Origin of the sequence: Streptomyces sp. RP5T (genome assembly GCF_003933965.1) — a bacterium.
GTDB lineage: Bacteria > Actinomycetota > Actinomycetes > Streptomycetales > Streptomycetaceae > Streptomyces.
This window is the reverse complement of record NZ_RSAJ01000006.1, coordinates 22,584-46,823: the sequence shown is the minus strand read 5'-3', so window position 1 is coordinate 46,823 and position 24,240 is coordinate 22,584. Positions and strand designations below refer to the sequence as shown.

24 protein-coding genes are annotated in these 24,240 nt (G+C 68.2%); 11 read left to right on the top strand and 13 right to left on the bottom strand.

The annotated features are described in order from the left end of the window. Positions 1-438 precede the first annotated feature (438 nt). Positions 439-651 carry a DUF5326 family protein gene (locus EHS43_RS01385; RefSeq protein WP_037711649.1) on the bottom strand — a complete coding sequence of 71 codons (213 nt, stop codon included), beginning with the start codon at positions 649-651 and terminating at the stop codon, positions 439-441. A gap of 158 nt (positions 652-809) precedes the next feature. After that, positions 810-1,127: a cupin domain-containing protein gene (locus EHS43_RS01380; protein WP_125188640.1), complete on the bottom strand. Its 318-nt coding sequence runs from the start codon at positions 1,125-1,127 to the stop codon at positions 810-812. Between the two features lie 58 nt (positions 1,128-1,185). On the opposite strand from EHS43_RS01380, the gene EHS43_RS01375 reads away from it, so the two are divergent. The 5 genes from EHS43_RS01375 to EHS43_RS01355 all read left to right on the top strand — a co-directional run bounded on the left by EHS43_RS01375 (position 1,186) and on the right by EHS43_RS01355 (position 4,927). After that, on the top strand, positions 1,186-1,563 hold the full coding sequence (locus EHS43_RS01375) for a phage holin family protein (RefSeq protein ID WP_125188638.1): 378 nt from the start codon (positions 1,186-1,188) through the stop codon (positions 1,561-1,563). Positions 1,564-1,569: 6 nt separating this feature from the next. Next, positions 1,570-2,061 (top strand): low molecular weight protein-tyrosine-phosphatase, encoded by a 492-nt coding sequence (locus tag EHS43_RS01370; RefSeq protein ID WP_125188636.1) that lies wholly within the window; start codon positions 1,570-1,572, stop codon positions 2,059-2,061. Next, the gene (locus EHS43_RS01365) at positions 2,058-3,197 is read left to right on the top strand and encodes a cystathionine gamma-lyase (protein ID WP_125188634.1); all 1,140 of its coding nucleotides are present in this window, start codon (positions 2,058-2,060) and stop codon (positions 3,195-3,197) included. Before EHS43_RS01370 ends, EHS43_RS01365 begins: the two co-directional genes overlap by 4 nt. Positions 3,198-3,435: 238 nt before the next feature. Next, on the top strand, positions 3,436-4,356 hold the full coding sequence (locus EHS43_RS01360; protein WP_125188632.1) for a LysR family transcriptional regulator: 921 nt from the start codon (positions 3,436-3,438) through the stop codon (positions 4,354-4,356). A gap of 88 nt (positions 4,357-4,444) precedes the next feature. Further along, on the top strand, positions 4,445-4,927 hold the full coding sequence (locus EHS43_RS01355; RefSeq protein WP_037711657.1) for an NUDIX domain-containing protein: 483 nt from the start codon (positions 4,445-4,447) through the stop codon (positions 4,925-4,927). Positions 4,928-4,939: 12 nt separating this feature from the next. Here EHS43_RS01355 and EHS43_RS01350 read toward each other — a convergent pair whose 3' ends face one another. After that, positions 4,940-6,289, bottom strand: a complete 1,350-nt coding sequence (locus EHS43_RS01350) for a globin domain-containing protein (protein WP_125188630.1) — start codon at positions 6,287-6,289, stop codon at positions 4,940-4,942. A gap of 228 nt (positions 6,290-6,517) precedes the next feature. Continuing rightward, entirely contained in the window at positions 6,518-7,150 is a 633-nt protein-coding gene (locus EHS43_RS01345; protein ID WP_125188629.1) for an HAD family phosphatase, read from the bottom strand. Positions 7,151-7,376: 226 nt separating this feature from the next. On the opposite strand from EHS43_RS01345, the gene EHS43_RS01340 reads away from it, so the two are divergent. Beyond that, the gene (locus EHS43_RS01340; protein WP_125188627.1) at positions 7,377-8,243 is read left to right on the top strand and encodes a GNAT family N-acetyltransferase; all 867 of its coding nucleotides are present in this window, start codon (positions 7,377-7,379) and stop codon (positions 8,241-8,243) included. Between the two features lie 24 nt (positions 8,244-8,267). Here the strand turns inward: EHS43_RS01340 and EHS43_RS01335 are convergent, their stop codons facing one another. After that, positions 8,268-9,476, bottom strand: coding sequence for an MFS transporter (locus tag EHS43_RS01335; protein ID WP_125188625.1), 1,209 nt, complete (start codon positions 9,474-9,476; stop codon positions 8,268-8,270). 133 nt (positions 9,477-9,609) lie between these two features. Between EHS43_RS01335 and EHS43_RS01330 the strand changes: the two genes are divergently transcribed. Then, entirely contained in the window at positions 9,610-10,062 is a 453-nt protein-coding gene (locus EHS43_RS01330) for a GNAT family N-acetyltransferase (RefSeq protein WP_125188623.1), read from the top strand. Between the two features lie 88 nt (positions 10,063-10,150). On the opposite strand, the gene EHS43_RS01325 is transcribed toward EHS43_RS01330, so the two are convergent. Both EHS43_RS01325 and dnaB read right to left on the bottom strand, forming a co-directional pair. Then, complete coding sequence (locus EHS43_RS01325) at positions 10,151-11,536, bottom strand: serine hydrolase (RefSeq protein ID WP_125188621.1); 1,386 nt, start codon at positions 11,534-11,536, stop codon at positions 10,151-10,153. Positions 11,537-11,633: 97 nt separating this feature from the next. Continuing rightward, on the bottom strand, positions 11,634-13,112 hold the full coding sequence (dnaB, locus tag EHS43_RS01320) for a replicative DNA helicase (RefSeq protein ID WP_125188619.1): 1,479 nt from the start codon (positions 13,110-13,112) through the stop codon (positions 11,634-11,636). 459 nt (positions 13,113-13,571) lie between these two features. On the opposite strand from dnaB, the gene EHS43_RS01315 reads away from it, so the two are divergent. Further along, a complete protein-coding gene (locus EHS43_RS01315) occupies positions 13,572-14,909 on the top strand; it encodes an MATE family efflux transporter (protein WP_125188617.1) in 1,338 nt (445 codons plus the stop codon). A gap of 143 nt (positions 14,910-15,052) precedes the next feature. Here the strand turns inward: EHS43_RS01315 and rplI are convergent, their stop codons facing one another. The 4 genes from rplI to rpsF form a co-directional block, all read right to left on the bottom strand. Then, positions 15,053-15,499 carry a 50S ribosomal protein L9 gene (gene rplI, locus EHS43_RS01310; RefSeq protein WP_020134131.1) on the bottom strand — a complete coding sequence of 149 codons (447 nt, stop codon included), beginning with the start codon at positions 15,497-15,499 and terminating at the stop codon, positions 15,053-15,055. 18 nt (positions 15,500-15,517) lie between these two features. Continuing rightward, positions 15,518-15,754 (bottom strand): 30S ribosomal protein S18, encoded by a 237-nt coding sequence (rpsR, locus tag EHS43_RS01305; protein WP_003949403.1) that lies wholly within the window; start codon positions 15,752-15,754, stop codon positions 15,518-15,520. 57 nt (positions 15,755-15,811) lie between these two features. Then, complete coding sequence (locus EHS43_RS01300; protein ID WP_125188615.1) at positions 15,812-16,408, bottom strand: single-stranded DNA-binding protein; 597 nt, start codon at positions 16,406-16,408, stop codon at positions 15,812-15,814. A 77-nt stretch (positions 16,409-16,485) separates the two neighbouring features. Continuing rightward, positions 16,486-16,776: a 30S ribosomal protein S6 gene (gene rpsF / locus EHS43_RS01295; RefSeq protein WP_007383258.1), complete on the bottom strand. Its 291-nt coding sequence runs from the start codon at positions 16,774-16,776 to the stop codon at positions 16,486-16,488. Between the two features lie 263 nt (positions 16,777-17,039). Between rpsF and EHS43_RS01290 the strand changes: the two genes are divergently transcribed. The 3 genes from EHS43_RS01290 to EHS43_RS01280 all read left to right on the top strand — a co-directional run bounded on the left by EHS43_RS01290 (position 17,040) and on the right by EHS43_RS01280 (position 19,761). Further along, the gene (locus EHS43_RS01290; RefSeq protein WP_125188613.1) at positions 17,040-17,354 is read left to right on the top strand and encodes a hypothetical protein; all 315 of its coding nucleotides are present in this window, start codon (positions 17,040-17,042) and stop codon (positions 17,352-17,354) included. 179 nt (positions 17,355-17,533) lie between these two features. Continuing rightward, positions 17,534-18,655: a peptidoglycan bridge formation glycyltransferase FemX gene (femX, locus tag EHS43_RS01285; protein WP_020134135.1), complete on the top strand. Its 1,122-nt coding sequence runs from the start codon at positions 17,534-17,536 to the stop codon at positions 18,653-18,655. Between the two features lie 74 nt (positions 18,656-18,729). Continuing rightward, the gene (locus EHS43_RS01280; protein ID WP_125188611.1) at positions 18,730-19,761 is read left to right on the top strand and encodes an alanine racemase; all 1,032 of its coding nucleotides are present in this window, start codon (positions 18,730-18,732) and stop codon (positions 19,759-19,761) included. 119 nt (positions 19,762-19,880) lie between these two features. Here the strand turns inward: EHS43_RS01280 and EHS43_RS01275 are convergent, their stop codons facing one another. Further along, positions 19,881-21,392, bottom strand: a complete 1,512-nt coding sequence (locus tag EHS43_RS01275) for a glycosyltransferase family 87 protein (RefSeq protein WP_125188609.1) — start codon at positions 21,390-21,392, stop codon at positions 19,881-19,883. A gap of 99 nt (positions 21,393-21,491) precedes the next feature. Continuing rightward, positions 21,492-24,179 (bottom strand): transglycosylase domain-containing protein, encoded by a 2,688-nt coding sequence (locus EHS43_RS01270; RefSeq protein ID WP_125188607.1) that lies wholly within the window; start codon positions 24,177-24,179, stop codon positions 21,492-21,494. Positions 24,180-24,240 lie beyond the last annotated feature (61 nt).

Below are 24,240 nucleotides of genomic sequence, written 5' to 3'. Positions count from 1 at the left end.
GGGGGTCCGCCCGGCTGGGCCGGTCCCCCCTGCTGAGTCGGGCCGTCCGGCTGAGTCGGGCCTCCTGGCTGGGCGGCAGCCATCGAGCCTCCGGGAGCCGTCGGTCGAAGCGAATCCGTAGGTCGAAGCGAATCCGTCGGCTGTGTCGGAGCCGTCGCCCGTGTCGGAGGTGTCGGCTGTGACGGAGGTGTCGTCGAGCGGGCGTCGATCTGTGCGGGTGCGGTGTCAACCGTGGCCAAGGGGCACTCCCGGAGCGCGAGGGGGGCTGCCCGTGCGGGGAACACGGGAGGGGGTGTACTCCGCTCGCGGGGTCGTCCCCGCGTCGAGTTCCGGACTTTAACGGTCCGCCACCGCACGTAGACGGCCCGCCCGGAAAACTTCCCTCGCCCGAGGGAACGGGTGATTCCTGTTACCGGACGCCCCGCCCGCTCCGGAGGCTCACCAGTCGCTGCGAGACGACGAACTCGACATGAACTTCCGTACGACGTAAACGAGTCCGCCGACCAGGGCCACGAAGACCAGCAGCTTGAACAGCAGGCCGATGACGAAGCCGACGACCGTGGCTATCAGTCCGCCGAACACGACCAGGGCGATGACCGGCACCGCGATCCACTTCACCCACCACGGCAACCCCGCGAAGATCTCTCCCATCGCACTTACCTCTCTGCAATCCGGCACTGTCCGGCCCCTCTGGTACCGGATCCACCAATGTCCTGCACTCGATGCTAGAGCCGGGAGGTGCCGCTGCGGGGGCCTCGCACCCCTTGTCCGCCCCTGACTGATCCCCTAGGGAACCCCGGGTCTCCCGGTCAGCTCTCGGGGGGAGAGAACACCACCATGACCCTGAGGTCCTCGGTGATGTGGTGGAACTTGTGGGCGACACCGGCCGGCACGTACACCACGCTGCCGCGCGCCACCTGGGTAGTCTCCATGCCCACGGTGATCGACGCGCGCCCGCTCACCACGAAGTAGACCTCGTCCTGCTGGTGCGGCTGCTGCGGGTCCTGCGCGCCCGCGTCGAGTGCGTACAGTCCGACCGACATGTTCCGCTCACGCAGGAACTGGAGATAGGCGCCGTCGTTGGCGGCGCGCTCCGCCTCCAGTTCATCCAACCGGAATGCCTTCATCGACTTGGTCCGCCCTCGTCAGTGCCCGTGACCGATCTCTTCTGCCACGATCAGACACATGAAGAATTTCCTAGTCAAGACGATCGCCAACGCGGGTGCCCTGGCGGTCGCCGTCTGGCTGCTCGACAAGATCACCCTGACCGGTGGCAGCACCGGCAAGAAGGTGTGGACGCTGATACTCGTGGCCCTGGTCTTCGGCCTGGTGAACTGGCTGGTCAAGCCGGTCGTGAAGGTCCTGACCTTCCCTCTGTTCATCCTCACGCTCGGCCTGTTCACCCTGGTCGTCAACGCACTGATGCTGCTGCTGACCTCGTGGCTCTCCGACGTGCTCGACCTGAGCTTCCACGTCGAGGGGTTCTGGACGGCCGTCCTGGGCGGCCTGATCATCTCGATCGTGTCCTGGGCCCTGCACGTCGTGCTTCCCGACGAGGACTGAGGAGGCATGACCTACCGCGTCTGTTTCGTCTGCACGGGCAACATCTGCCGTTCCCCGATGGCCGAGTCGGTCTTCCGCGCACGTGTCGCGGAAGCCGGCCTGAACGGCCTGGTCGAGGTCGACAGCGCCGGTACGGACGGCTGGCACGAGGGCGACGGCGCGGACCCGCGCACCGTGTCCGTCCTGGAGGAGCACGGCTACGACGGCGCCCACACGGCCCGGCAGTTCCAGCGCTCCTGGTTCTCCCGCCTGGACCTCGTCATCGCCCTCGACGCCGGCCATCTGAAGACCCTGCGGCGTCTCGCGCCCACCCCGCACGACGCCGCGAAAGTACGGTTGCTGCGTTCGTACGATCCCGCCGCGGGCGCCGACCTCGACGTCCCGGACCCCTACTACGGGGGCCTGGACGGCTTCGAGGAGTGTCTTGAGATGGTGGAGGCGGCGAGCGAGGGTCTGCTCGCCGAGGTACGGGAGCGGGCGGAAGGACGGACGGCATGAGCGAGAAGGCTGCGGACCACGGGGAGGGCACGCGCGCGGTGCGGGCCGGACTGCCAGAGGCGGTCAAGAACGAACCGACCCTGCCCGGCCCGGCCTTCGCCGCCCACTTCCATCTGCCGGGGGAGGTCGACGGCCCGTACACCTACGGCCGCGACACCAACCCGAGCTGGAGCCTGCTGGAGCGCGCCATCGGCGAGCTGGAGGCACCGGGACATGACGGGGTGGAGACGCTGGTCTTCGCCTCGGGCATGGCCGCCATCTCCTCCGTGCTCTTCTCGCAGCTGCGCGCCGGGGACACCGTCGTCCTGCCGAGCGACGGATACCAGGTGCTGCCGCTGATCCGCGCCCAGCTGGAGGCGTACGGCATCGCGGTGCGCACCGCGCCGACCGGCGGCGACGCGCAGCTCGACGTCCTCGACGGGGCGCGGCTGCTGTGGATCGAGAGCCCGTCCAACCCCGGTCTCGACGTGTGCGACATCCGGCGGCTCGTCGAGGCGGCACACGCGCGTGGTGCGCTCGTCGCAGTCGACAACACGCTCGCCACACCGCTCGGACAGCGCCCGCTGGACCTCGGCGCGGACTTCTCCGTGGCCAGCGGCACCAAACAGCTCACGGGGCACGGAGACGTCCTCCTCGGGTACGTCACCGGTCGCGGGGGCGAGGCCATGGACGCCGTACGCCGCTGGCGGAAGATCGTCGGGGCGATCGCGGGGCCCATGGAGGCCTGGCTCGCCCATCGCTCGATCGCCACGCTCCAGATGCGGGTCGACCGGCAGAACGCGACCGCGCTGGTGCTCGCCCGGGCACTGCGGGAGCGAACCGACGTGACCGGGCTGCGCTACCCGGGGCTGCCCGATGACCCCTCGCACAAGATCGCCTCGCAGCAGATGCGCCGCTATGGGTGCGTGATCTCCTTCACGCTGCCCACGCGCGCGCGTGCCGACCGTTTTCTCGACGCCCTGCGGCTGGTGGACGACGCGACGAGCTTCGGCGGGGTCCGCTCCACGGCCGAACGGCGCCGGCGCTGGGGCGGGGACGACGTGCCGGAGGGTTTCATCCGCTTCTCGGTCGGGGCCGAGGATCCCGAGGACCTGGTGGCGGATGTCCTGCGTGCGCTGGACGAGGCGTCCGGCTGACCCTCTCAGCAGGGGTTCTCCTGGACACGCGGCCACGTCCGGCTACGTACGACGGACGGTCCGAGCCTCCCCCCTCGTGGCTCGGACCGCCCCGGTTCTGCGCGCGAAGAACCGCGCGAACAAGGCTAGTTGACTCTGTGTCAGTGTCCAATCACAGTAGCGACAGAGACCTATCGACATATTTATAGTTGGGCCCCTGCCCCGAGGGCCGGAAAAGGGGGCGAGAGGGGGCGTCACCATGGACCTGGCCTTGCTGCGCACCTTCGTGACGGTGCACCGGGCCGGATCCTTCACCCGTGCCGCCGCGCTGCTCGGGCTGTCCCAGCCGGCCGTCACCTCGCAGATCCGCACCCTGGAACGCCAGCTGGGCCGTCCCCTGTTCTTACGGCAGGCCCGCGGCGTGACCCCCACCTCCATCGGTGACGAACTCGCCCACAAAGCCGCACCTCACCTCGACGCCCTGGTGGAGATCACCGAGACCGGCCTGGACGACGAGTCCTCCCTGCGCACACTGCATCTCGCGGGGCCTCCCGAGTTCACAGCCGAGCGGGCGCTGCCCGCCCTCACCGAGCTGACCGGCGAGGACGGCCAGGGCTTCGCCCTGCGTGCCTCCTTCGGCAACGCCGAGGAGACGCTGGAGGGCTTGGCCGCCGGACATCACGATCTGGCCATCAGCACAGCCCGCCCGCGGGGCGCCCTGCTCACCGCGAGCACGCTCTGCGACGAGGAGCACGTCCTGGTCGCCGCCCCGAGCTGGGCCGGCCGGCTCGGCCCGGTGGATGTGGCGAAGAGCCTGCCCGCCGTCAAGCGAGCCCCCGCGTTCGAGGACGTCCCCGTGATCGAGGTGCACGAGTCGCTGCCCTTCGTCTCGCGCTACTGGGCCTCCGTCTTCGATTCCCGCCCAGCCGCACCGGGAACGGTGGTCGTCCCCGATCTGCGTGCCGTCCTCGCCTGCGCCGTCGCGGGCGCCGGGCTCGCCGTGCTGCCGCGCTACCTGTGCTCTGACGCTTTGGAGCGCGGTGACGTCATCGCGCTGCACGAACCCGCCGTGCCGCCGCTGCGCACCTACTTCCTGGTCGTGCGCACCGGGACGCTGGCCATGCCGCATATCGCGCGGGCGCACGAATGGCTGCTGCGGGCGGCTTCCGACTGGTGCTGAGCAGGGATTACGCACTTCTCACGCAGTGATCCCGGCCAGTGACGCCACGCGATGTTTCACGTGGAACCATCCGGGCCACATACCCCCCATGACCGTCCGACCCGTGGTCAAGCGCACCGCCCGTGCCGTCCTGCTCGACGGCGATGATCTGATCCTGATCAAGCGCACCAAACCCGGCATGGATCCTTACTGGCTGACTCCCGGCGGTGGAGTCGAGCCGACGGACACGACCGTCGTCGACGCCCTGCACCGCGAGGTGTACGAGGAGCTCGGCGCGAAGATCACCGACGTGGTGCCCTGCTTCGTGGACACCGTCGAGCACATCGGTGACGACGGCGGCGCGACCGGCGTGAAGGTGCAGCACTTCTTCGTCTGCCACCTGGAGTCGATGGACACGTCCCTGCGGCACGGCCCCGAAGTGGACGAGCCCATCGGGGAGTACGAGATCGTCCGGGTGCCGTTCACCCGTGTCGGGATCGCCTCCGTCCACCTGGTCCCGCTGTCCCTGCGCCACTATCTGGACGGCAACATCGAGGGCGTACGGGCCATGCACGCACCCGACCTGGGCTGAGCTCTCAGGGGATCACCGGGCCGGGACGAGTTCCTCCACGGCGTCGTGCCGTATGCGTTCCGGCGGGATCCCGAGGGACCTGAGGGTGTCCACACCGCTGCGGATCATGCCGGGCGGGCCCGAGAGGTAGGCGTCGTACTTGTGCCAGGGGCCGTACGCGCGTACGGCCTCCGGGAGCTGGAGACGGGCCTGCTGATCGACGACGGCCCGGACCGACAGCCACGGATGGGACTGCTGGAGCCTGAGCATCGTGTCGATGTCGTACAGGTCGTTGTCGGTGCGGGCCCCGTAGAACACCTCGACCGCTCGTCGTGCGCCGTGTTCGGCCACGTCCTCGACCAGCGCCTTGATCGGAGCTATGCCGGTGCCGCCGCCCAGACAGAGCAGTCCGCTGTCGCTGGTGTGGTCCACGGTCATGGAGCCGCTCGGGGGGCCGAGCCGGATGATGTCGCCGGGGCGGGCCCGGTGCACCAGGGCACCGGAGACCCAGCCCGCGGGGACGGCCTTCACGTGGAACGACAGGAGCCCGTCCGAGCGGGGCGCCGTGGCGAAGGAGTAGTGCCGCCATATGCGCGGCCACCACGGTGTCTCCAGGCTCGTGTACTGGCCTGCGAGGAACGGATAGGGCTGGTCGGGCCGGACGGTGACGACAGCGATGTCCGAGGTCCTCAGCTCGTGCGACACAACCTCCGCGTGCCACCAGGCCGGAGCGTGGTGCTCGTCCGCGGCCGCGGCGTCGATCATCACCTGCGAGATCGTCGTGTACGCCCGGACCCAGGCCGCTTCGGTCTCCGGGTCCCAGCTGCTGGAGGCGTGCCTGCTCAACGCGCCGATGAGGCACTCCCCGACCGCCGGGTAGTGCTCGGCGCGGGTGCCGTACTTGCGGTGGCCGCGGCCCAGGTTCTGCAGGTAGTCCACCAGGGCGGGAGAGTCGTCGATGAGCTCGGCCGCCGTCAGCAGTGCCCTGAACAGGCGGTCCCGCTGAGCGTCCATGGCGGCGGGGAACAGCGGGCGCAGATAGGGGTGGCGTACGAAGAGCAGCGCGTAGAAGTACGACGTGACCTGCTCGGCGACAGGCGCGACCTCGGCCATGGTCCGGCGGATGCGGACGGCGTCCGGGGAGGGCGGCTGGCCTCTCGGGGACAGGCCCGGGAACCGGGGAGGGGTGGTGCCGGGTGCCGTGGGGGCGGGTGTTCCCTCGGCGGGCTTCGCTGTTCCGCGGTGGGCGGCTGTCAGGGCTCCTGGAGAGGTTCCGGTCGTCGGCCGGTCGTGTGAGGAGAACCAGCCGGCCCCGCCCCCGGAAGTGCCGTCGTCGTCCGACATGGCGGTCGGAGCGTCCATGGTGTGCCTCGCCTCGAACATCTTTCGGTCGGTCTGCGCACTTCCTCGGTCGGAAGACGCCTGCTTTCCCCCGCAGACGGCTTGCTTTCCCCGCTCGGCTTCACGGCCCCCGCGACACCCTCAGTGCAGCGTCCCACTCCGCGCAAATACGCAAGCCGCATACCCACGAATGCAGGTCCTCGATCTCTGCGTCCCGTTAAGCTGCATTGCCCTGCTCCTGACCGCCTGGGTTCACACGAATTGACGCAATTACCGAGCGTGGCGCACCAATTCATAGGCTTCCCACAGATCCATGCCGATGTAGGAGTGGGTCGAGAGAGCGGACAGGTGATGGTCCGCATTGACCGCCACCGAGATCGGCACCGCGGCGAACAGATCCTTGTCGGAGGACGAGTCGCCATAGGCAATGCAATCGGCCCGTGTCACGCCGAACTGCTCGCACAGCCGGTCCGCGATCAACACCTTGGCGGCGGCACTGAGCACCCCGGCGGGATCCACGGGCTCGGCGAAGGGGACGGCCGGGAAGCGAGACCCGTATGCGGCATGCGCTCCCCAGCCGGTGAGCCGCTCCACGAAGAAGGACGGCGAGAGTGATACGACCGCGCAGTAGTCCCCCTGCTCCCTGATTTCCGCCCACACTTCACGGATGCGGGCCAGCCACGGGGCGCCGTCGAAGGCCGCGACAACATGGGCCTCGGTCAGGGAGGCCCACAACGCATACACCTGCTGCGCGTATTCGGGCGGGTCTATCAGTCCGGCCCCGACCGCCTGGTCGAGTGCCACCGTCTCGGCCTCTAGTCCGAGCTGCCGGGATATCTGCACCGGCGCGCTGGTCCCGTGCAGCAAAGTGCCGTCGAGGTCGAAGAGATGAAGTCTCGCCATGCGCCAGAGGTTAGTGGTCCCTTGGAGAGCACATGGTCAGGAGACCAATGATGGGTCATGGACGCTTCCGGTCGATCGTCGGACGGTCGCCGTTCTCCGATGTTTCACGTGAAACACCCGGCATCTGATCACGTGTTGTGCGCTTGGCTACGACATGGCCAAAAGCTTGTACACACCCCGGGAAACTGGTGGACGCCGAGGGCACACGTCGGACAGCCTGACCTGCGTGCCTACTCCTTCTCTTGCCTCTCTCCCCATCCGCCGTCTGACGCTACGGGATCTCACCGCCTGCGCGGACCTGTCCGAGGACCGGGGGTGGCCACGCGAGGAACACAAGTGGGGCCTCCTCCTGGCGGCCGGAAAGGGCTACGGCATCGACGATCCCGCCGGAGGGCTCGTCACGGCATGCGTGGTCACGGAGTACGGCCCCTACAGCGAGCCCGATCTGGGAGCGATCGGGATGGTGCTGGTCGCCGAACGGCACGCCCGTCAGGGTATCGGCCGTCGGCTCATGCGCCACATTCTCTCCGCGATGGGCACCACCCCGCTGACCCTCCACGCCACGCCGTACGGCCGGCCGCTCTACGAGGAGCTGGGCTTCAAGGTCATCGGCCGGGCGGAGATGCTCAGCGGTCACTTCATCCCGGGCGGCCCGGCGCCGACGGTGAGCACGCGCGCGGCCGGCGCGGAGGACCTCTCCGCGATCCTCCGGCTCGACGAGGAGGTGCTCGGCACCGATCGCACGCACCTCATCACCCGGCTGCCCGCCTTCGCCGACCAGTTCCGCGTCGCCGAGGAGGACGGCCGGATCATCGGGTACGCCTCTGCCTGGCCCAACATGCACACTCATGTCGTGGGTCCGCTGGTCGCCCGCGACACCGCGACGGCCCAGGCACTCATCACGTCCCTCGCAGCCGGCACCGACCGGCCCCTGCGCACCGACATCGACGTACGGCACGAAGAGCTGCGGGCGTGGGCCAAGGAACGGGGCCTGGACCCGGTCGCCTTCAACTCGGTCATGACGTACGGGATCCCGGAGCTGCCGGGTGACTGGACCCGGCGGTTCGCTCCCCTGACGGTGGCCGCGCTCTGAGACACAGCTGTACGTCATGTGGTTTCAGTGGTGCGCCGCGGTCTTCTGGTCAGCCGGTGTCGCTCCCGCGACCACGGCGCTCGGCGCGTTGTCGCGGCGTTCCAGTGCGGCCGAGAGGAAGGCGAGCAGGAGAGCACCTGTGGCCAGGGCGGCGCCCACCCAGTTGGGGGCCGTGTAGCCGAACCCGGCCGAGATGACCAGCCCGCCGAGCCAGGCGGAGAGGGCGTTGCCGAGGTTGAAGGCACCGATGTTGACGGCCGAGGCGAGCGTCGGTGCCTCGTGCGCCTGGTCGAGGACCCTCTTCTGGAGCGGCGGCACGGTGGCGAAGCCCAGGGCGCCGACGAGAGCGATCGTGACGCCGGCCAGGACCTTGTGGTGCGCGGTGACCGTGAAGAGCGCGAGCACGACGGCCAGAGCGCCCAGGGAGACGTACAGCATGGGCATCAGGGCCCGGTCCGCGTACTTGCCGCCGACGAGGTTGCCGCCGACCATTCCGAGGCCGAAGAGGACCAGCAGCCAGGTCACCGAGCCGTCGGCGAAGCCCGCCACGTGGGTCATCATCGGCGCGATGTAGGTGATGGCGGCGAAGACACCGCCGAAGCCGAGGACGGTCATCGCCATGGCGAGCAGCACCTGGGCGCTCTTGAAGGCGGCCAGTTCGTGACGCAGGCGCACACCCTCCGGCCGGGGCACCTCCGGGACAAGCCTGGCGATGCCGACCAGGCCGACAACACCGAGGGCGGCGACGATCGCGAAGGTGAGACGCCAACCGGCACTCTGGCCGATCAGCGTGCCCAACGGGACGCCCACCACATTGGCGACGGTGAGACCGGTGAACATCATCGCGATGGCTCCGGCCCTCCTGTCCGGGGCCACCAGGTCGGCGGCGACGACCGCGCCGATCCCGAAGAAGGCTCCGTGAGCGAGGGACGCGACCACGCGGCCAATGAGCATGACGCTGAAGGCCGGTGCGAGGGCGGAGAGCAGGTTGCCCACGATGAACAGGCCCATCAGCAGCATCAGCATCCGCTTGCGGGAGATCTTGGTTCCGAGGGCGGTCATCAGCGGGGCACCGAACATGACGCCGAGGGCGTAGCCGGTGACCAGGAAGCCGGCGGTGGGGATGGAGACCCCGAAGTCGTCAGCGACCTCGGGCAGCAACCCCATGATCACGAACTCGGTCGTGCCGATTCCGAAGGCCCCGATCGCGAGGGCCAGAAGGGCGAGCGGCATGGGGGTGACACCTTCCCAGAAGATTGCAGGAGCATGTTGCGCACGCCCACAATAATTGCAGACGCGCTATATCTGCAAGCGGTGGCAATCCCATCGGGGGCCTGCCGATGAGTGCCGCGCGTAGGGTGCGGGCATGGGAGATCTTGAGATTCGGCCCGCCACGACGGACGACGTGCCCGCGATCGTGGGCATGCTCGCCGACGACCCCTTGGGCGCCCAGCGGGAGTCCCCCGACGACCTGAACCCCTACCTGGCCGCGCTGGAACGCCTCTCCTCGGACCCGAACCAGCATCTGGTCGTCGCCACACGAGGAGATCGGGTGGTCGGCACCCTCCAGCTCACCATCGTTCCGGGTCTGTCCCGGCGCGGTGCCACCCGATCCATCATCGAGGCGGTGCGCATCCACGCCGACGAGCGCGGCAGTGGACTCGGGTCGCGGCTCATCGAGTGGGCGATCGAGGAATCCCGTCGCCAGAACTGCCAGTTGGTGCAGCTGACGTCCGACAACACCCGCACGGACGCCCACCGCTTCTACGAACGGCTCGGTTTCACGGCCTCCCATGTGGGCTTCAAGCTGACCCTGTGACCTCTCCGAGAACCGTTTTCTCTCCACGGCCGGTGGCGTCCTGTTTCACGTGAAACAGGACGCCACGGGGTCGATCGGGCAGGGGCGTCTAGCCGATCCCCCGCCACCCCTGCGGATCCACTCCACCCGGCACGGAAGACCCCTCGTCGTACGGCTGCCGCGTGAACACGAATGAACCGAGGTCGAGGTGGTCCACGGTCCCGTCAGGCCGCCGTACGGCCTTCAGCACCTCCCCGTGGTAGTAGCCCTCCAGGCCGGCCCAGGTGCCGTCGCCATTGGCCCGGAATCGCGATCTGCGGCCCCCACCCGCCAGGGGTTCCAGCGAGACGAGTCCATCCGCCGTCAGCCGCAGTGCGAATCCGTTCGTCCCCCAGTACCACTGACCCGCCAACTCCAGCGCGGGGGAATCGGCTTCACGCATCGGCCGCCAGGGTTCGGGGATCCTTGGCTCGGCCTCGGCGACGATCCGCACGAGATCGGACGCCACGAGGGACAGCGACGGGCCGGACGTGCAGTTGGCCAGCACGACCGCGGCGACGTCGTCCACCAGGCTGATCGTGAGATTCGCGAGGAAGCCCGGCAGTGAGCCCGAATGGCCCACGAGCAGCCGCCCTTCCCGGTGCTGGATCTGCAGTCCCAGCCCGTAGGTGGCACCGTCGGCGAGTTCCCCCACCCCGGCCGGCGCCGCGGGGGTGCGCATCTCACGCACGGTCTCCGCACCCAGGACACGGTCGTCGCCGTTCGTCAGGAAGACCGCGAAGCGGGCCAAGTCGTCCGTGGTGGACCAGAGTTGCCCCGCGGGAGCCATCCGCCCGAGGTCCTCGGCGGGCTCGGGCATCATCACATCGGCCCACGGATGCACCGCCCAGCCGCCCGCATGCGGCGCTTCAGGACGGGCGCTCGTGCGGCCGAGGCCCAGCGGCTCGAGAACCTCACGCCGCAGCACCTCCTCCCACGGCGCCCCGCGGAGCTTCTCCACGAGTGCTCCCAGCAGGGTGTAGCCGGGATTCGAATAGTGGAAGCGGCGTCCCACCGGATGCAGGAAGGGCTGCTCACCCAGTACGTCGGCGAGTTCGGGACGCAGATCCGCCGAGGAGCGCTCCCACCACGGCGCAGGCGTCTCGGCAGCCAACCCCCCGGTGTGAGCGAGGAGTTCGGCGATCGTGGCTTCCCCCGCACCCGTGCCTGTCAGGTGCTTCTCCAGCGGGTCACCGAGATCGAGCAGCCCTTCGTCGCGCAGGCGCAGGACGAGGACGGCGGTGAAGGTCTTGGTGATCGAGCCGATGCGGTACTGCACGTTCCCGTCAGGGCCGTGCCCGTCCACCGAGGTGCGCGCTCCGTGCCACACGGCCCGGCCGTCCCGCACGACCGCCGCGACCAGCGAGGGTGCCCTCCCTTCCGCCTGAGCCACAGCGATCCGGTGCAGCAGCGCCCGGCGCGTGCCGGGGAGCAGCTCTTCCTGAGATGTCGTCATGGGCCCAGTCCATCCCGCGGGGGACGCGGGCGTCGACTTCTTTGGGCCCGGGGTGCGGAGCCCTTCCGACAACAGCCGCCGCAGCGCGGCGAGGGCATCAGGTCTGTGCCATGTCCACGAAACGCGAGTAGTGGCCCTGGAAGGCGACGGTGATCGTCGCCGTGGGGCCGTTACGGTGCTTGCCCACGATGATGTCCGCCTCGCCCGCGCGGGGGGACTCCTTCTCGTAGGCGTCCTCACGGTGCAGCAGGATCACCATGTCGGCGTCCTGCTCGATGGAGCCCGACTCACGCAGGTCGGACACCATGGGCTTCTTGTCCGTGCGCTGCTCGGGTCCACGGTTGAGCTGCGAGAGCGCGATCACCGGGACCTCCAACTCCTTGGCCAGGAGCTTGAGGTTACGGGACATGTCCGAGACCTCCTGCTGACGGCTCTCGGAGCGCTTGGAACCACCGGCCTGCATCAGCTGCAGATAGTCGATGATCACGAGCTTGATGTCATTGCGCTGTTTCAGCCGCCGGCACTTCGCGCGGATCTCCATCATCGACAGGTTCGGGGAGTCGTCGATGTAGAGCGGTGCGGAGGACACCTCGGGCATCCGGCGCGCCAGCCGGGTCCAGTCCTCGTCGGTCATGGTGCCCGACCGCATGTGGTGCAGGGCCACGCGCGCCTCGGCGGACAGCAGGCGCATCGCGATCTCGTTGCGGCCCATTTCGAGGGAGAAGATGACGCTGGGCAGGTTGTGCTTGATCGAGGCCGCGCGGGCGAAGTCCAGCGCGAGGGTGGACTTACCCATGGCCGGACGGGCCGCGATGACGATCATCTGCCCCGGGTGCAGACCGTTGGTGAGGGAGTCGAGGTCGGTGAAGCCGGTGGGCACACCGGTCATCTCGCCACTGCGTGAGCCGATCGCCTCGATCTCGTCGAGCGCACCCTCCATGATGTCGCCGAGCGGCAGATAGTCCTCGCTGGTGCGCTGCTCGGTGACCGCGTAGATCTCGGCCTGGGCGCGGTTGACGATCTCGTCGACGTCGTCGTCGCCCGCGTATCCCATCTGGGTGATCCGCGTCCCCGCCTCGACCAGCCGCCGCAGGACCGCCCGCTCGTGGACGATCTCCGCGTAGTACTCGGCGTTGGCCGCCGTGGGCACGGTCTGGACGAGCGTGTGCAGATACGATGCGCCGCCCACCTTGTTGATCTCACCCCGCTTGGTGAGTTCCGCGGCGATCGTGATGGGGTCGGCCGGCTCGCCCTTGGCGTAGACGTCCAGGATCGCCTGGAAGATCGTCTCGTGGGCGGGCTTGTAGAAGTCGTGGCCCTTGATGACCTCGACGACGTCCGCGATGGCGTCCTTGGACAGGAGCATGCCGCCGAGGACGGACTGCTCGGCGTCCAGGTCCTGGGGCGGGACCCGCTCGAAGGCCGTGCCTCCGCCGTCCCACTCACCGGTGTCCCTGCCGCGGTCGTGCTGCTCGTCACGCCCCCGGCCTCCGTCGCCGCGACGACGCGAGGAAGGCAGACGATCGCTGGGCCCGCTGTCGGCCCACGGGTCGTCCAAGGGCTCGGAAATGCTCACCGAGCCACCTCCTCCCGTCCGCCGAGCGGACCTCGCCGTGCTTCTCAGTTCTACGGCACGGCACTGACAAATGAGACGCCCAACTCCGGTTCTGGCGCGTCGGTTTTGTGATGGTTTCCCAGCCGACGAACGGAGCGGGCGCCGGACCACCGTAGGCCCGCGGGCACCGTCAGCCAATCTGGTTATCCACAGGCCATGTGGACGACGGCCCGGATGCTGTGGAGAACTGCTCAAAACCTGTGCACGACCCGGTGGACAGCCCTGTGAACAAGCTCCCCATCATTCCCACAGAGCCGCCCTGACCTGCGCCTTCGCCATCCACTGGCTGTGCAGAAGAAAAACTTTCCCGGTCGGCTCAAGATCAGTTCGAACTGTACACAGCTGTGCACACCACCCGAACACGAGTAAGGGTCTCGACCGCATTGCATCACTTACCTGTGGACGATTAGATTGGTGCACATGACACAGGCGCCCGCGACTCCCAAGGCCACCCGCCGACAGCACGACCGCGAGATCGTCGCGCTCGCCGTCCCGGCCTTCGGCGCGCTGGTCGCCGAGCCCCTTTTCGTCATGGCCGACAGCGCGATCGTCGGCCATCTGGGCACCGCCCAACTCGCCGGACTCGGCATCGCCTCGGCCCTCCTCATGACGGCCGTCAGTGTCTTCGTCTTCCTCGCCTACGCCACCACCGCAGCCGTTGCTCGCCGGGTAGGAGCGGGCGACCTCCAGGCCGCCATCCGGCAGGGCATGGACGGCATCTGGCTGGCACTGCTGCTCGGGGCAGTTGTCATCGCCGTCGTCCTTCCCACGGCCCCGTCGCTCGTGGAACTCTTCGGAGCCTCCGACACCGCCGCCCCCTACGCGACGACCTACCTGCGGATCTCGGCCCTCGGCGTCCCGGCCATGCTGGTGGTGCTCGCCTCGACCGGCGTACTCCGCGGGCTCCAGGACACCAAGACCCCTCTCTACGTCGCCATCGCCGGCTTCGTGGCCAATGGCGTCCTCAACGCAGGCCTCGTCTACGGCGCCGACCTCGGCATCGCGGGCTCCGCCTGGGGCACCGTCATCGCCCAGTGCGGCATGGCCGCGGCCTACCTCGTGGTCGTCATCCGGGGAGCCCGCCGCCATGGCGCCTCCTTGCGTCCTGACGCCGCAGGGATCAGGGCCTCCGCCCAAGCCGGTGTCCCTCTGCTGGTCCGCACGCTCTCCCTGAGAGCGATCCTGATGATCGCCACGGCCGTCGCAGCCCGTCTGGGAGACGCCGACATCGCCGCCCACCAGATCATCCTGTCCCTGTGGAGCCTGCTCGCCTTCGCCCTGGATGCCATCGCCATCGCCGGGCAGGCCATCATCGGTCGCTATCTGGGCGCCGGAGACACCGAAGGGGCACGACAGTCATGTCGTCGGATGGTCGAGTGGGGCATCGCGGTCGGTGTCGGCCTCGGCGTGCTGGTCGTACTCTCCCGCCCGCTGTTCCTTCCCTTGTTCACCAGTGACTCCACGGTCACGGACACCGCCCTGCCCGCTCTGGTGATCGTGGCTCTCTCCCAACCGATCTGCGGTGTCGTCTTCGTCCTGGACGGTGTCCTGATGGGAGCCGGCGATGGGCCCTACCTCGCCTGGGCCATGGTGATCACCCTGGCCGCGTTCGCCCCGGCGGCGCTCCTCGTGCCCGTTCTGGATGGCGGTCTCACCGCCCTGTGGGCAGCGATGACGGTGATGATGCTGATCCGGATGCTGACGCTCTGGCTACGCACCCGTTCGGGCCGCTGGATCGTCACCGGCGCGACCCGTTGACCGTTTCACGTGAAACACCATGAGCCGTCCTGTTTCACGTGAAACACGGGAAGCCCCACGACGACCTGCACCAAGGCACGCAAGAGGGGCCGTACCTCGCTGGGTACGGCCCCTCTCACCACTGCTCAAGCCACGCGCAGCGGTCAGGCCGCGACGACCTCGATGTTGACCTTGGCGGCAACCTCGGGGTGCAGACGCACGGACGTCTCGTGGGCGCCCAGCGTCTTGATCGGCGAGCCCAGCTCGATGCGGCGCTTGTCGACCTCGGGGCCACCGGAAGCCTTGATCGCGGAAGCGATGTCGGCCGGGGTGACGGAACCGAAGAGACGACCGGCGTCGCCGGAGCGGACGGCCAGGCGGACCTTGACGCCCTCAAGCTGGGCCTTCACCTGGTTGGCCTGCTCGATGGTCTGGATCTCGTGGATCTTGCGAGCACGACGGATCTGCTCGACGTCCTTCTCGCCACCCTTGGTCCAACGGATCGCGAAGTTCCGCGGGATCAGGTAGTTGCGAGCGTAACCGTCCTTGACGTCGACGACGTCGCCCGCGGCACCGAGGCCGGAGACCTCGTGGGTGAGGATGATCTTCATTAGTCGGTCACCCTTCCCTTATCGCGCGGTGGAGGTGTAGGGCAGCAGCGCCATCTCACGGCTGTTCTTGACGGCCGTGGCGACGTCACGCTGGTGCTGCGTGCAGTTGCCGGTCACGCGGCGGGCACGGATCTTGCCGCGGTCGGAAATGAACTTCCGCAGCATGTTCGTGTCCTTGTAGTCCACGTACGTGACCTTGTCCTTGCAGAAAGCGCAGACCTTCTTCTTAGGCTTGCGCACAGGCGGCTTCGCCATGGTGTTTCTCCTGTGTGATCAAGAAGTGTGGGTACGACCCACCCCTCGGCCGAAGGCCTAGAAGGGGGGCTCGTCCGAGTAGCCGCCGCCACCGCCGCCGCCGGAGTTTCCACCCCAGCCGCCGCCACCGCCCTGGTTGCCACCGGCGGGAGCGCCGGTCGCCCACGGGTCGTCGGCAGGAGCGCCGCCGCCCTGCTGACCGCCGCCGGGGCCACCGCCCCAGCCGCCGCCACCCTGGCCGCCGGCGCCACCGCCGCCGTAACCGCCCTGGCCACCACGACCGGCACCGCCGGACGTCTTGGTGACCTTGGCCGTGGCACTGCGCAGGCTGGCGCCGACTTCCTCGACGTCCAGCTCGTAGACCGTGCGCTTGACGCCCTCACGGTCCTCGTAGGACCGCTGCTTCAGCCGGCCCTGCACGATGACGCGCATGCCTCGCTGGAGCGACTCGGCGACGTTCTCCGCCGCCTGACGCCAGACCGAGCAGGTCAGGAACAGGCTCTCGCCGTCCTTCCACTCGTTCGTCTGACGGTCGAAGGTGCGGGGGGTGGACGCGACACGGAACTTCGCGACCGCCGCACCGGAAGGGGTGAAGCGCAGCTCGGGGTCGTCGACAAGATTGCCGACGACCGTGATGACGGTCTCGCCTGCCATGGGGAACCTCTCGGCGGGTTTGCTCTGGCTGCTTGGTTGCTGCTACTCGGATCCCGGGATCAACCGAGCTGGAGAGCTCAGTGGGTCTCGGGGCGGAGGACCTTGGTCCGGAGGACCGACTCGTTCAGGTTCAGCTGGCGGTCGAGCTCCTTGACGACCGCAGGCTCGGCCTGCAGGTCGATGACCGAGTAGATGCCCTCGGGCTTCTTCTTGATCTCGTACGAGAGCCGACGACGGCCCCAGGTGTCGACCTTCTCCACCTTGCCGTTGCCCTCACGGACGACGGAGAGGAAGTTCTCGATCAGGGGGGCGACAGCGCGCTCCTCCAGATCGGGGTCGAGGATGACCATCACCTCGTAATGACGCATGTGGAACCCACCTCCTTTGGACTCAACGGCCACGGTCGTTCCGTGGCAGGAGGGTTGTGATGCGTACGCAACGGTATCGGCCGCCACTGACAATCGGGGCTTCCTCGCGGTAGACCCGGTCGTGACATGGGCAGACACCGTGCAGACGGTACAGACTACCCGCACACCGGCTTCCGGTTGAAATCCGGCCCCGAGGGCGGCCACTCTGTACCCATCGGGTGTGTATGGCGCTACGGTGCGCCGTCTTCCGCAGGAGGTGCCCTATGGCACAGGCAATGCGACCCAACACCGCCGGAGGCCTCTTCGCCACGGACGGAAAGCCCCACCCCCTCCAGGACACGCTGCTCGCGGTGACCCTGGTGCTGGGGATCACGGCCTTCGTCTCGGCGATGTTCGACGACCTGCACCTGCTCAGCTCCTGGACCGGCCTGGTGGGCATCCTCACCGGCGCGTACGGCCAGTGGATCTCGGAGACCACCCGGGAGCGCTTCGGGCTGATCCTGGGCCTCGGCGCCGCCGCGGTCGGATTCTTCCTCGGCATGGCGCACGGAGGTCTCTTCGGCGGGGTCATCAGCTGACGCCGCGGGCACTGCCCACCTGACACCACCCAAAGCACCACGGAACGCCTCGGCGGCCCCCGAGCCGAGGCGCGGGTTCCGTACGCCCAGCCAGGGCGCTCGCAAGGCGCAGTAGGCTTCGGCGCGAGAGCCGGAGCCCCTGTACCCATGGGGACACACCAGCCCGAGGAGCGCCCCGAATGAGCCTGACCCTGAGGACGATCAGCCGCGAGCAGCATCTGGCATACATCCAGAGCCTGCCCTCGGCGAGCCACATGCAGGTTCCTGCCTGGGCAGACGTCAAGGCGGAGTGGCGCTCCGAGAGCCTCGGCTGGTTCGACGAGAAGACCGGCGAGCTGGTCGGCGCGGGCCTGGTCCTCTACCGTCAGCTGCCCAAGATCAAGCGCTATCTCGCCTATCTGCCCGAGGGCCCGGTCATCAACTGGTTCGCGCCGAATCTGACCGAGTGGCTGGAACCGATGCTCGCGCACCTCAAGCACCAGGGCGCGTTCTCCGTGAAGATGGGCCCTCCGGTGATCATCCGGCGTTGGGAGGCCACGTCCATCAAGGCGGGCATCCAGAACCCGGACGTGAAGCGCCTGCGGGACATCGAGGCGGACTTCATCGAGCCGCGTGCCTTCGAGGTCGCCGACAAGCTGCGCCGTATGGGCTGGCAGCAGGGTGAGGACGGGGGAGCCGGCTTCGGTGACGTCCAGCCCCGCTACGTCTACCAGGTGCCGCTCGCGAACCGGTCCCTGGAAGAGGTCCACAAGAACTTCAACCAGCTGTGGCGCCGCAACATCAAGAAGGCCGAGAAGGCCGGCGTCGAGGTCGTCCAGGGCGGTTACCAGGACCTCGAGGAATGGCAGCGGCTGTACGAGATCACCGCGGTGCGCGACCACTTCCGGCCGCGCCCGCTGTCGTACTTCCAGCGGATGTGGACGGCCCTCAACACCGAGGACCCCAACCGGATGCGGCTGTACTTCGCCCGGCACGAGGGCGTGAACCTGTCGGCGGCGACCATGCTGATCGTCGGCGGCCACGTCTGGTACTCCTACGGCGCCTCCGACAACATCGGCCGCGAGGTCCGGCCCTCGAACGCGATGCAGTGGCGGATGCTGCGTGACGCCTACGCGCTCGGCGCGACCGTCTACGACCTGCGGGGCATCTCCGACTCGCTGGACGAGACCGACCACCTCTTCGGTCTGATCCAGTTCAAGGTGGGCACGGGCGGTCAGGCCGCCGAGTACCTCGGCGAGTGGGACTTCCCGCTCAACAAGCTGCTCCACAAGGCGCTCGACATCTACATGTCGCGCCGCTGACATCGCGTCGTTCGCTTCAATAGCTCGCACACCTCTGATACACCGCAGCCACTAGAAAGGTTCCGGGTCCGGCCATGGCGCTCACGCTCTACGTCGACACCGCGCGCTGGCGGGCGCACCACAAGCACGTGCAGGAGCAGTTCCCGGGGCTCGTCCCGGTCTGCAAGGGCAACGGCTACGGCTACGGGCACGAGCGGCTGGCGGAGGAGGCCACCCGGCTGGGCTCGGACATCCTCGCCGTCGGCACGACGTACGAGGCCGCGCGGATCAAGGACTGGTTCGGCGGTGACCTGCTGGTGCTGACGCCGTACCGGCGCGGCGAGGAGCCGGTTCCGCTGCCCGACCGGGTCATCCGCTCGGTGTCCTCCATCGACGGCGTCTACGGCCTCGTGGGCGCCCGTGTGGTCATCGAGGTCATGTCCTCGATGAAGCGGCACGGCATCAGCGAGCAGGACCTGCCGCAGCTGCACGCCGCCATAGAGAACGTCCGCCTGGAGGGCTTCGCGATCCACCTGCCGCTCGACCGCACCGACGGCTCCGACGCCGTCGAGGAGGTCATCGGCTGGATGGACCGGCTGCGCGCGGCCCGGCTGCCGCTGCACACCATGTTCGTCAGCCACCTCAAGGCCGAGGACCTCGCCCGGCTCCAGCAGCAGTTCCCGCAGACCCGTTTCCGGGCCCGCATCGGGACCCGGCTGTGGCTCGGGGACCACGACGCCACCGAGTACCGCGGCGCCGTCCTGGACGTCACGCGCGTCTCCAAGGGGGACCGCTTCGGCTACCGGCAGCAGAAGGCAGCCTCCGACGGCTTCCTGGTGGTCGTGGCGGGCGGTACGTCGCACGGGGTGGGTCTGGAGGCCCCGAAGGCCCTGCACGGCGTCATGCCGCGCGCCAAGGGCGTCGCCCGGGCCGGCCTGGCCACGGTCAACCGGAACCTTTCTCCGTTCGTCTGGGGCGGCAAGCAGCGCTGGTTCGCCGAGCCGCCGCACATGCAGGTCTCCATCCTGTTCGTGCCCTCGGACGCCCCGGAGCCGAAGGTCGGTGAGGAACTGGTGGCCCATCTGCGGCACACCACCACGCAGTTCGACCGCATCGTCGACCGCTGAGCACCTCGCCTACCTCGCGCACCTCGCGCATCACAGCGAAAAGGCCGTACACGGAATGCCCGTGCACGGCCTTTCACGCGTGTGCCCCAACCGGCATACGCCATATGGGGGCCGTTCGCTCAGAGCGAACGGTCGGTGGACTCCCGGTCTCCGCCCCACTCCACCTGAGGGCCGTCGAAGTGGGCCGCGTGCCGCGGTGGATGGGCGGCGGGACCCAGCACGAAGACATCGGCGGCTCCGTCGAGCACGCCACCTGAGGGATCGTCGTCGCCGGCCCGGCGCACCACGTCCCGTTCCGGCATGAGGATGTCGCGCACAACCATCGCGCACAGGTAGACCGTGCCCAGCAGATGCAGACCGATGGCCCAGTGGTAGCCGTCGGTCGGCAGACCCTTGTGGGCGTTGCCGCTGGTCGTGTACGCGAGGTACATCCAGATCCCCAGGAAGTACGCCACCTCGCACGCCTGCCAGATGAGGAAGTCGCGCCACTTGGGCCGGGCGAGTACGGCCAGCGGCACCATCCACAGGACGTACTGCGGCGAGTAGACCTTGTTGGTGAGGATGAACACGGCGACGATCAGGAACGCCAGCTGGGCGAAGCGCGGCCGGCGCGGGGCGGTCAGGGCCAGCACCGCGATGCCCGCGCAGCACAGCAGCACCAGCAGCATGGCGAGGGTGTTGACGGTCTCGGTGCTCAGCGGGTCGGCGGAGTTCTGGGCCAGGATCAGCCAGAACGAGCCGAAGTCCACGCCCCGCTCCTGGCTGAACGTGTAGAACTTCGACCAGCCGTCGAAGGCGAAGAACATCACCGGCAGGTTCACCACGAGCCAGGAGACGACCGCGCCGCCCAGGGCCTTGCCGAAGTCCCGCCACTTGCCCGCCCGCCAGCACAGCACGAACAGCGGCCCGAGCAGGAAGACCGGGTAGAGCTTGGCGGCCGTGGCGAGCCCCAGGAGGACCCCGAAGGCGAGCGAACGGCCCCGCGCCCACATCAGCATCGCGGAGGCCGTCAGAGCGACCGCCAGCAGGTCCCAGTTGATGGTGGCGGTCAACGCGAAGGCCGGCGCCAGGGCGACCAGGAGACCGTCCCAGGGCCGGCGGGCGTGGGTACGGCTGACGCAGACGACGATGACGGCCGCGCAGACCATCAGCATCCCGGCGTTGACCATCCAGTACCACTGCTCCTGGTCCTGGATGCTGCCGCTCCCCGGCGTGAGCCAGGCGGCCACCTCCATGAACACACCGGTCAGCACCGGGTATTCGAGGTACTGCATGTCACCGGGAAGCTTGTCGAAGTACGGGACGAGCCCGTCGGCGAAGCCGCGCCCCTGGTAGAGGTGCGGGATGTCCGAGTAGCACGCGTGGGTGTACTGGGAGCTGGCCCCGAAGAACCAGCCGCCGTTGTAGCAGGGCGCCTTCTGGACCAGGCCGAGCGCGAACATGCCGATGGCCACGAGCGCGATGATCCGGACGGGCGTCCACCAGGAGGTCCCCAGCAGGGCGCGCCGCCCCAGCGGACCGCCGATGAACTCGCTGCCGTTCCTGGAGACCTCGTCGTCCTTGGTCGGAAGCACTGGCTCCGACTCGTGCACGCTCGCTGGCGTCGATTCAGCACTGGGCATGCCGCACATCCTGCCGTACGAGGCTGGGAATACGCCGAGGGCCGCCGCACCTGGTGGGTGCGACGGCCCATGTTTCACGTGAAACACCCTCGACGGGGCATTTGGCGACTAACCAGTCGAGCCGCCGAATAGCCCCCCATTGCCATTGCCGTTGGTGTTTCCGCCGTTGGTGTCGGTCGAGCTGGCCGTCGGTGACGAGGTCACGCCTCCGTCGGTGCCACCCGTGTCCGTACCGCCCGCACCGCTGCACTGCCAGTCGAACCGGCAGCTCTCGGACGCCGTGGGCGTCGGTGACGTGAGCGTCTCGCTGGGCGTCGGGGTCGGAGTCGGAGTGGGCGACTCGGTCTCGCTGGGCGTCGGAGTGGGCGTCGGGCTGGGCTCCTCGTTGACGATCTCACCGATGGGCTCCGGCGTCGGGAAGTCGATCGCCTTCTGCCCCTTCAGTGCCTGCTCCATGTAGTCGTGCCAGATCTCCGACGGGAACGACGCACCGTGGATCTTCTCCTGGCCACCCGTGCCGTACATCTCCAGGAAGGTGCGGTTCTTCTTGGTCTCGTCGTCGTCCAGCCGGAACATCGTGATCGCCGTGGACAACTGCGGGGTGTACCCGACGAACCAGGCCGACTTGTTGCCGTCGGTGGTACCGGTCTTGCCGGCCACATCACGGCCGGTCAGCTGGGCGTTGGTGCCCGTGCCCTTCTCGACCACGGTCTTGAGGACGTCGGTGACGTTGTCGGCGACCTTCTTCTCGAAGGCCTGCTTGGGTGCCGCCTTGTGATTGAAGACGTCCCCGTCCTTGCTGGTGACCCTCTCGACCGAGTACGGCTCGTTCTGCTTGCCGCTGGCCGCGAAGGTGGCGTACGCGCCCGCCATGCGGATCGCGCTGGGGTCGGAGATACCGATGGAGAAGGACGGGAAGTTGGTGCCGGCCAGGCTGTTCTCCTTGAGGCCCGCGTCCATGGCCGACTCCTTCACCTTGTCCAGGCCGACATCCATGCCGAGCTGCACGAAGGCGGAGTTGACCGACTCCCGCATCGCCTCACGCAGGTCGATCTGGAACTTGGGCGGAGAGCCGTAGGACTGCTTGCCGTCGTTCTCCTGGAGCCACTCCTTGCCCTCCTCGTTCTTCCAGATCGAACCGTCGTAGTTCTCGATCTTGAGATTGTTCTTGCCGCTGAACAGGCTCTTCGCGTTGACGACCGTGCGTTCGTCCTGGGCCTGGCTCTCACCGAGATCCGGATCGCGCACGCCCCACTTCATCGCTGCGGCGAGGACGAAGGTCTTGAACGTCGAACCGACCTGGGCACCGGTCGAGTCGCAGTTGTTGGTGAAGTGGGTGGTCGCGTCCTCGCCGCCGTAGCAGGCCCGGATCGCCCCCGTGGCCGGTTCCACCGACGCCCCGCCGAACTGGACATAGGTGTCCTTGTCCGGCCGCTTCTTGGGGTCGATGTTCTCCTTGCGGACCTTCTTGACCGCTGCCTCGAGTTCACCGACCTTCTTCTTGTCGAAGGTCGTGTAGATCGAGTAGCCACCCTGCTGAAGCTGGTCGGCGGTGATGATCTTGTTGTTGATCAGATAGGCCTTGGCGAGGTCGACCAGGTAGCCGACCTGACCCTTGAGCTGGGTGTTGGACCGGGGGTTCTGCACCTTCGGCAGCGCGGTGTACTTGGCTCGCTCCGCCGCCCCGAGATGGCCGTACTCGACCATCTTGTCCAGGGTGTCCTGCATCTGCCGCAGGGCTCGCTTGCGGTTGGCTTCAGGCGTGGCGTTGACCGAGTCGATGGAGGTCGCGCCCGCCGGGTCGTAGTACGTGGCGCCCTTCAGCGTGGCTGCCAGGAACGCGCACTCACCCGGGTCAAGGTCCTTGGCGTCCTTGTTGAAGTACGCGCGCGCGGCCGCCTGGATGCCGTAGGCGTTGCGACCGTAGTACGCGGAGTTCAGGTAGCCCTCCATGATGTCGTCCTTCTTGACCGTGGCACCCACCTTGATGGAGATGAAGATCTCCTTGAACTTGCGGGTGACGGTCTGGGACTGGTCGTTCAGGCGCGCGTTCTTGACGTACTGCTGAGTGATGGTGGAACCACCCTGGGTGTTGCCGCCCCTGGCCATGTTGAAGACGGCGCGGGCGATGCCCTTGGGGTCGATGCCGCTGTCGGTGTAGAAGGTCTTGTTCTCCTGCGAGACGACGGCGTACTGCATCGCCTTCGGGATCTGCGCGAGGTTGACGATCTGACGGTTGGTCTCGCCACCCGTGGAGACCATCTCGCTTTTGTCGGACCAATAGAAGACGTTGTTCTGCGCCGTCGCGCTCTGTGCCTGATCAGGCACAGCCACCACCGCGTATCCGATGCCGGCAACCGCGACCAGACTGCCGACGAACCCGATGAACAGGCCGGTCACCAGCTTCCAGGACGGCACCCAGCGCGCCACACCGTACTTGCCCGCGCGCGGGTAGTCGATGAACCGCCTCTTGCCGGAATCGGACACACGACCCCGGCCGGCCGGTGCCCCTCGCCTGGCTCCGCGGCCCGGTTCCGCCCCTCTGCGGCGACCACCGCCGCTCGTGCTTCTCTGGGCCGCACGGCGAGCCTCGGCACGGCCGCCGTACTGACGTTCCTCGCCTCCCGGACCGTAGGGCGCCGACTCCTGGGAGCTCGTCCCATAGGAGTCGGCAAGAGACCCGGTGGCGCCTCGCGGAGCCGCGCGGCGGCCGGAGGACGAGCCGGACTGGCCGCGTCGGGCCGCGGCACGTCCGCCTCCCTGCGGCTGCGGCGGTTTGCGACGGTGCTCGCTCATCGAACGACTACTCCTCGGGCAGGCGCACCTTTGCGCGCCTGGAAACGGCGGCTGGTTTCCG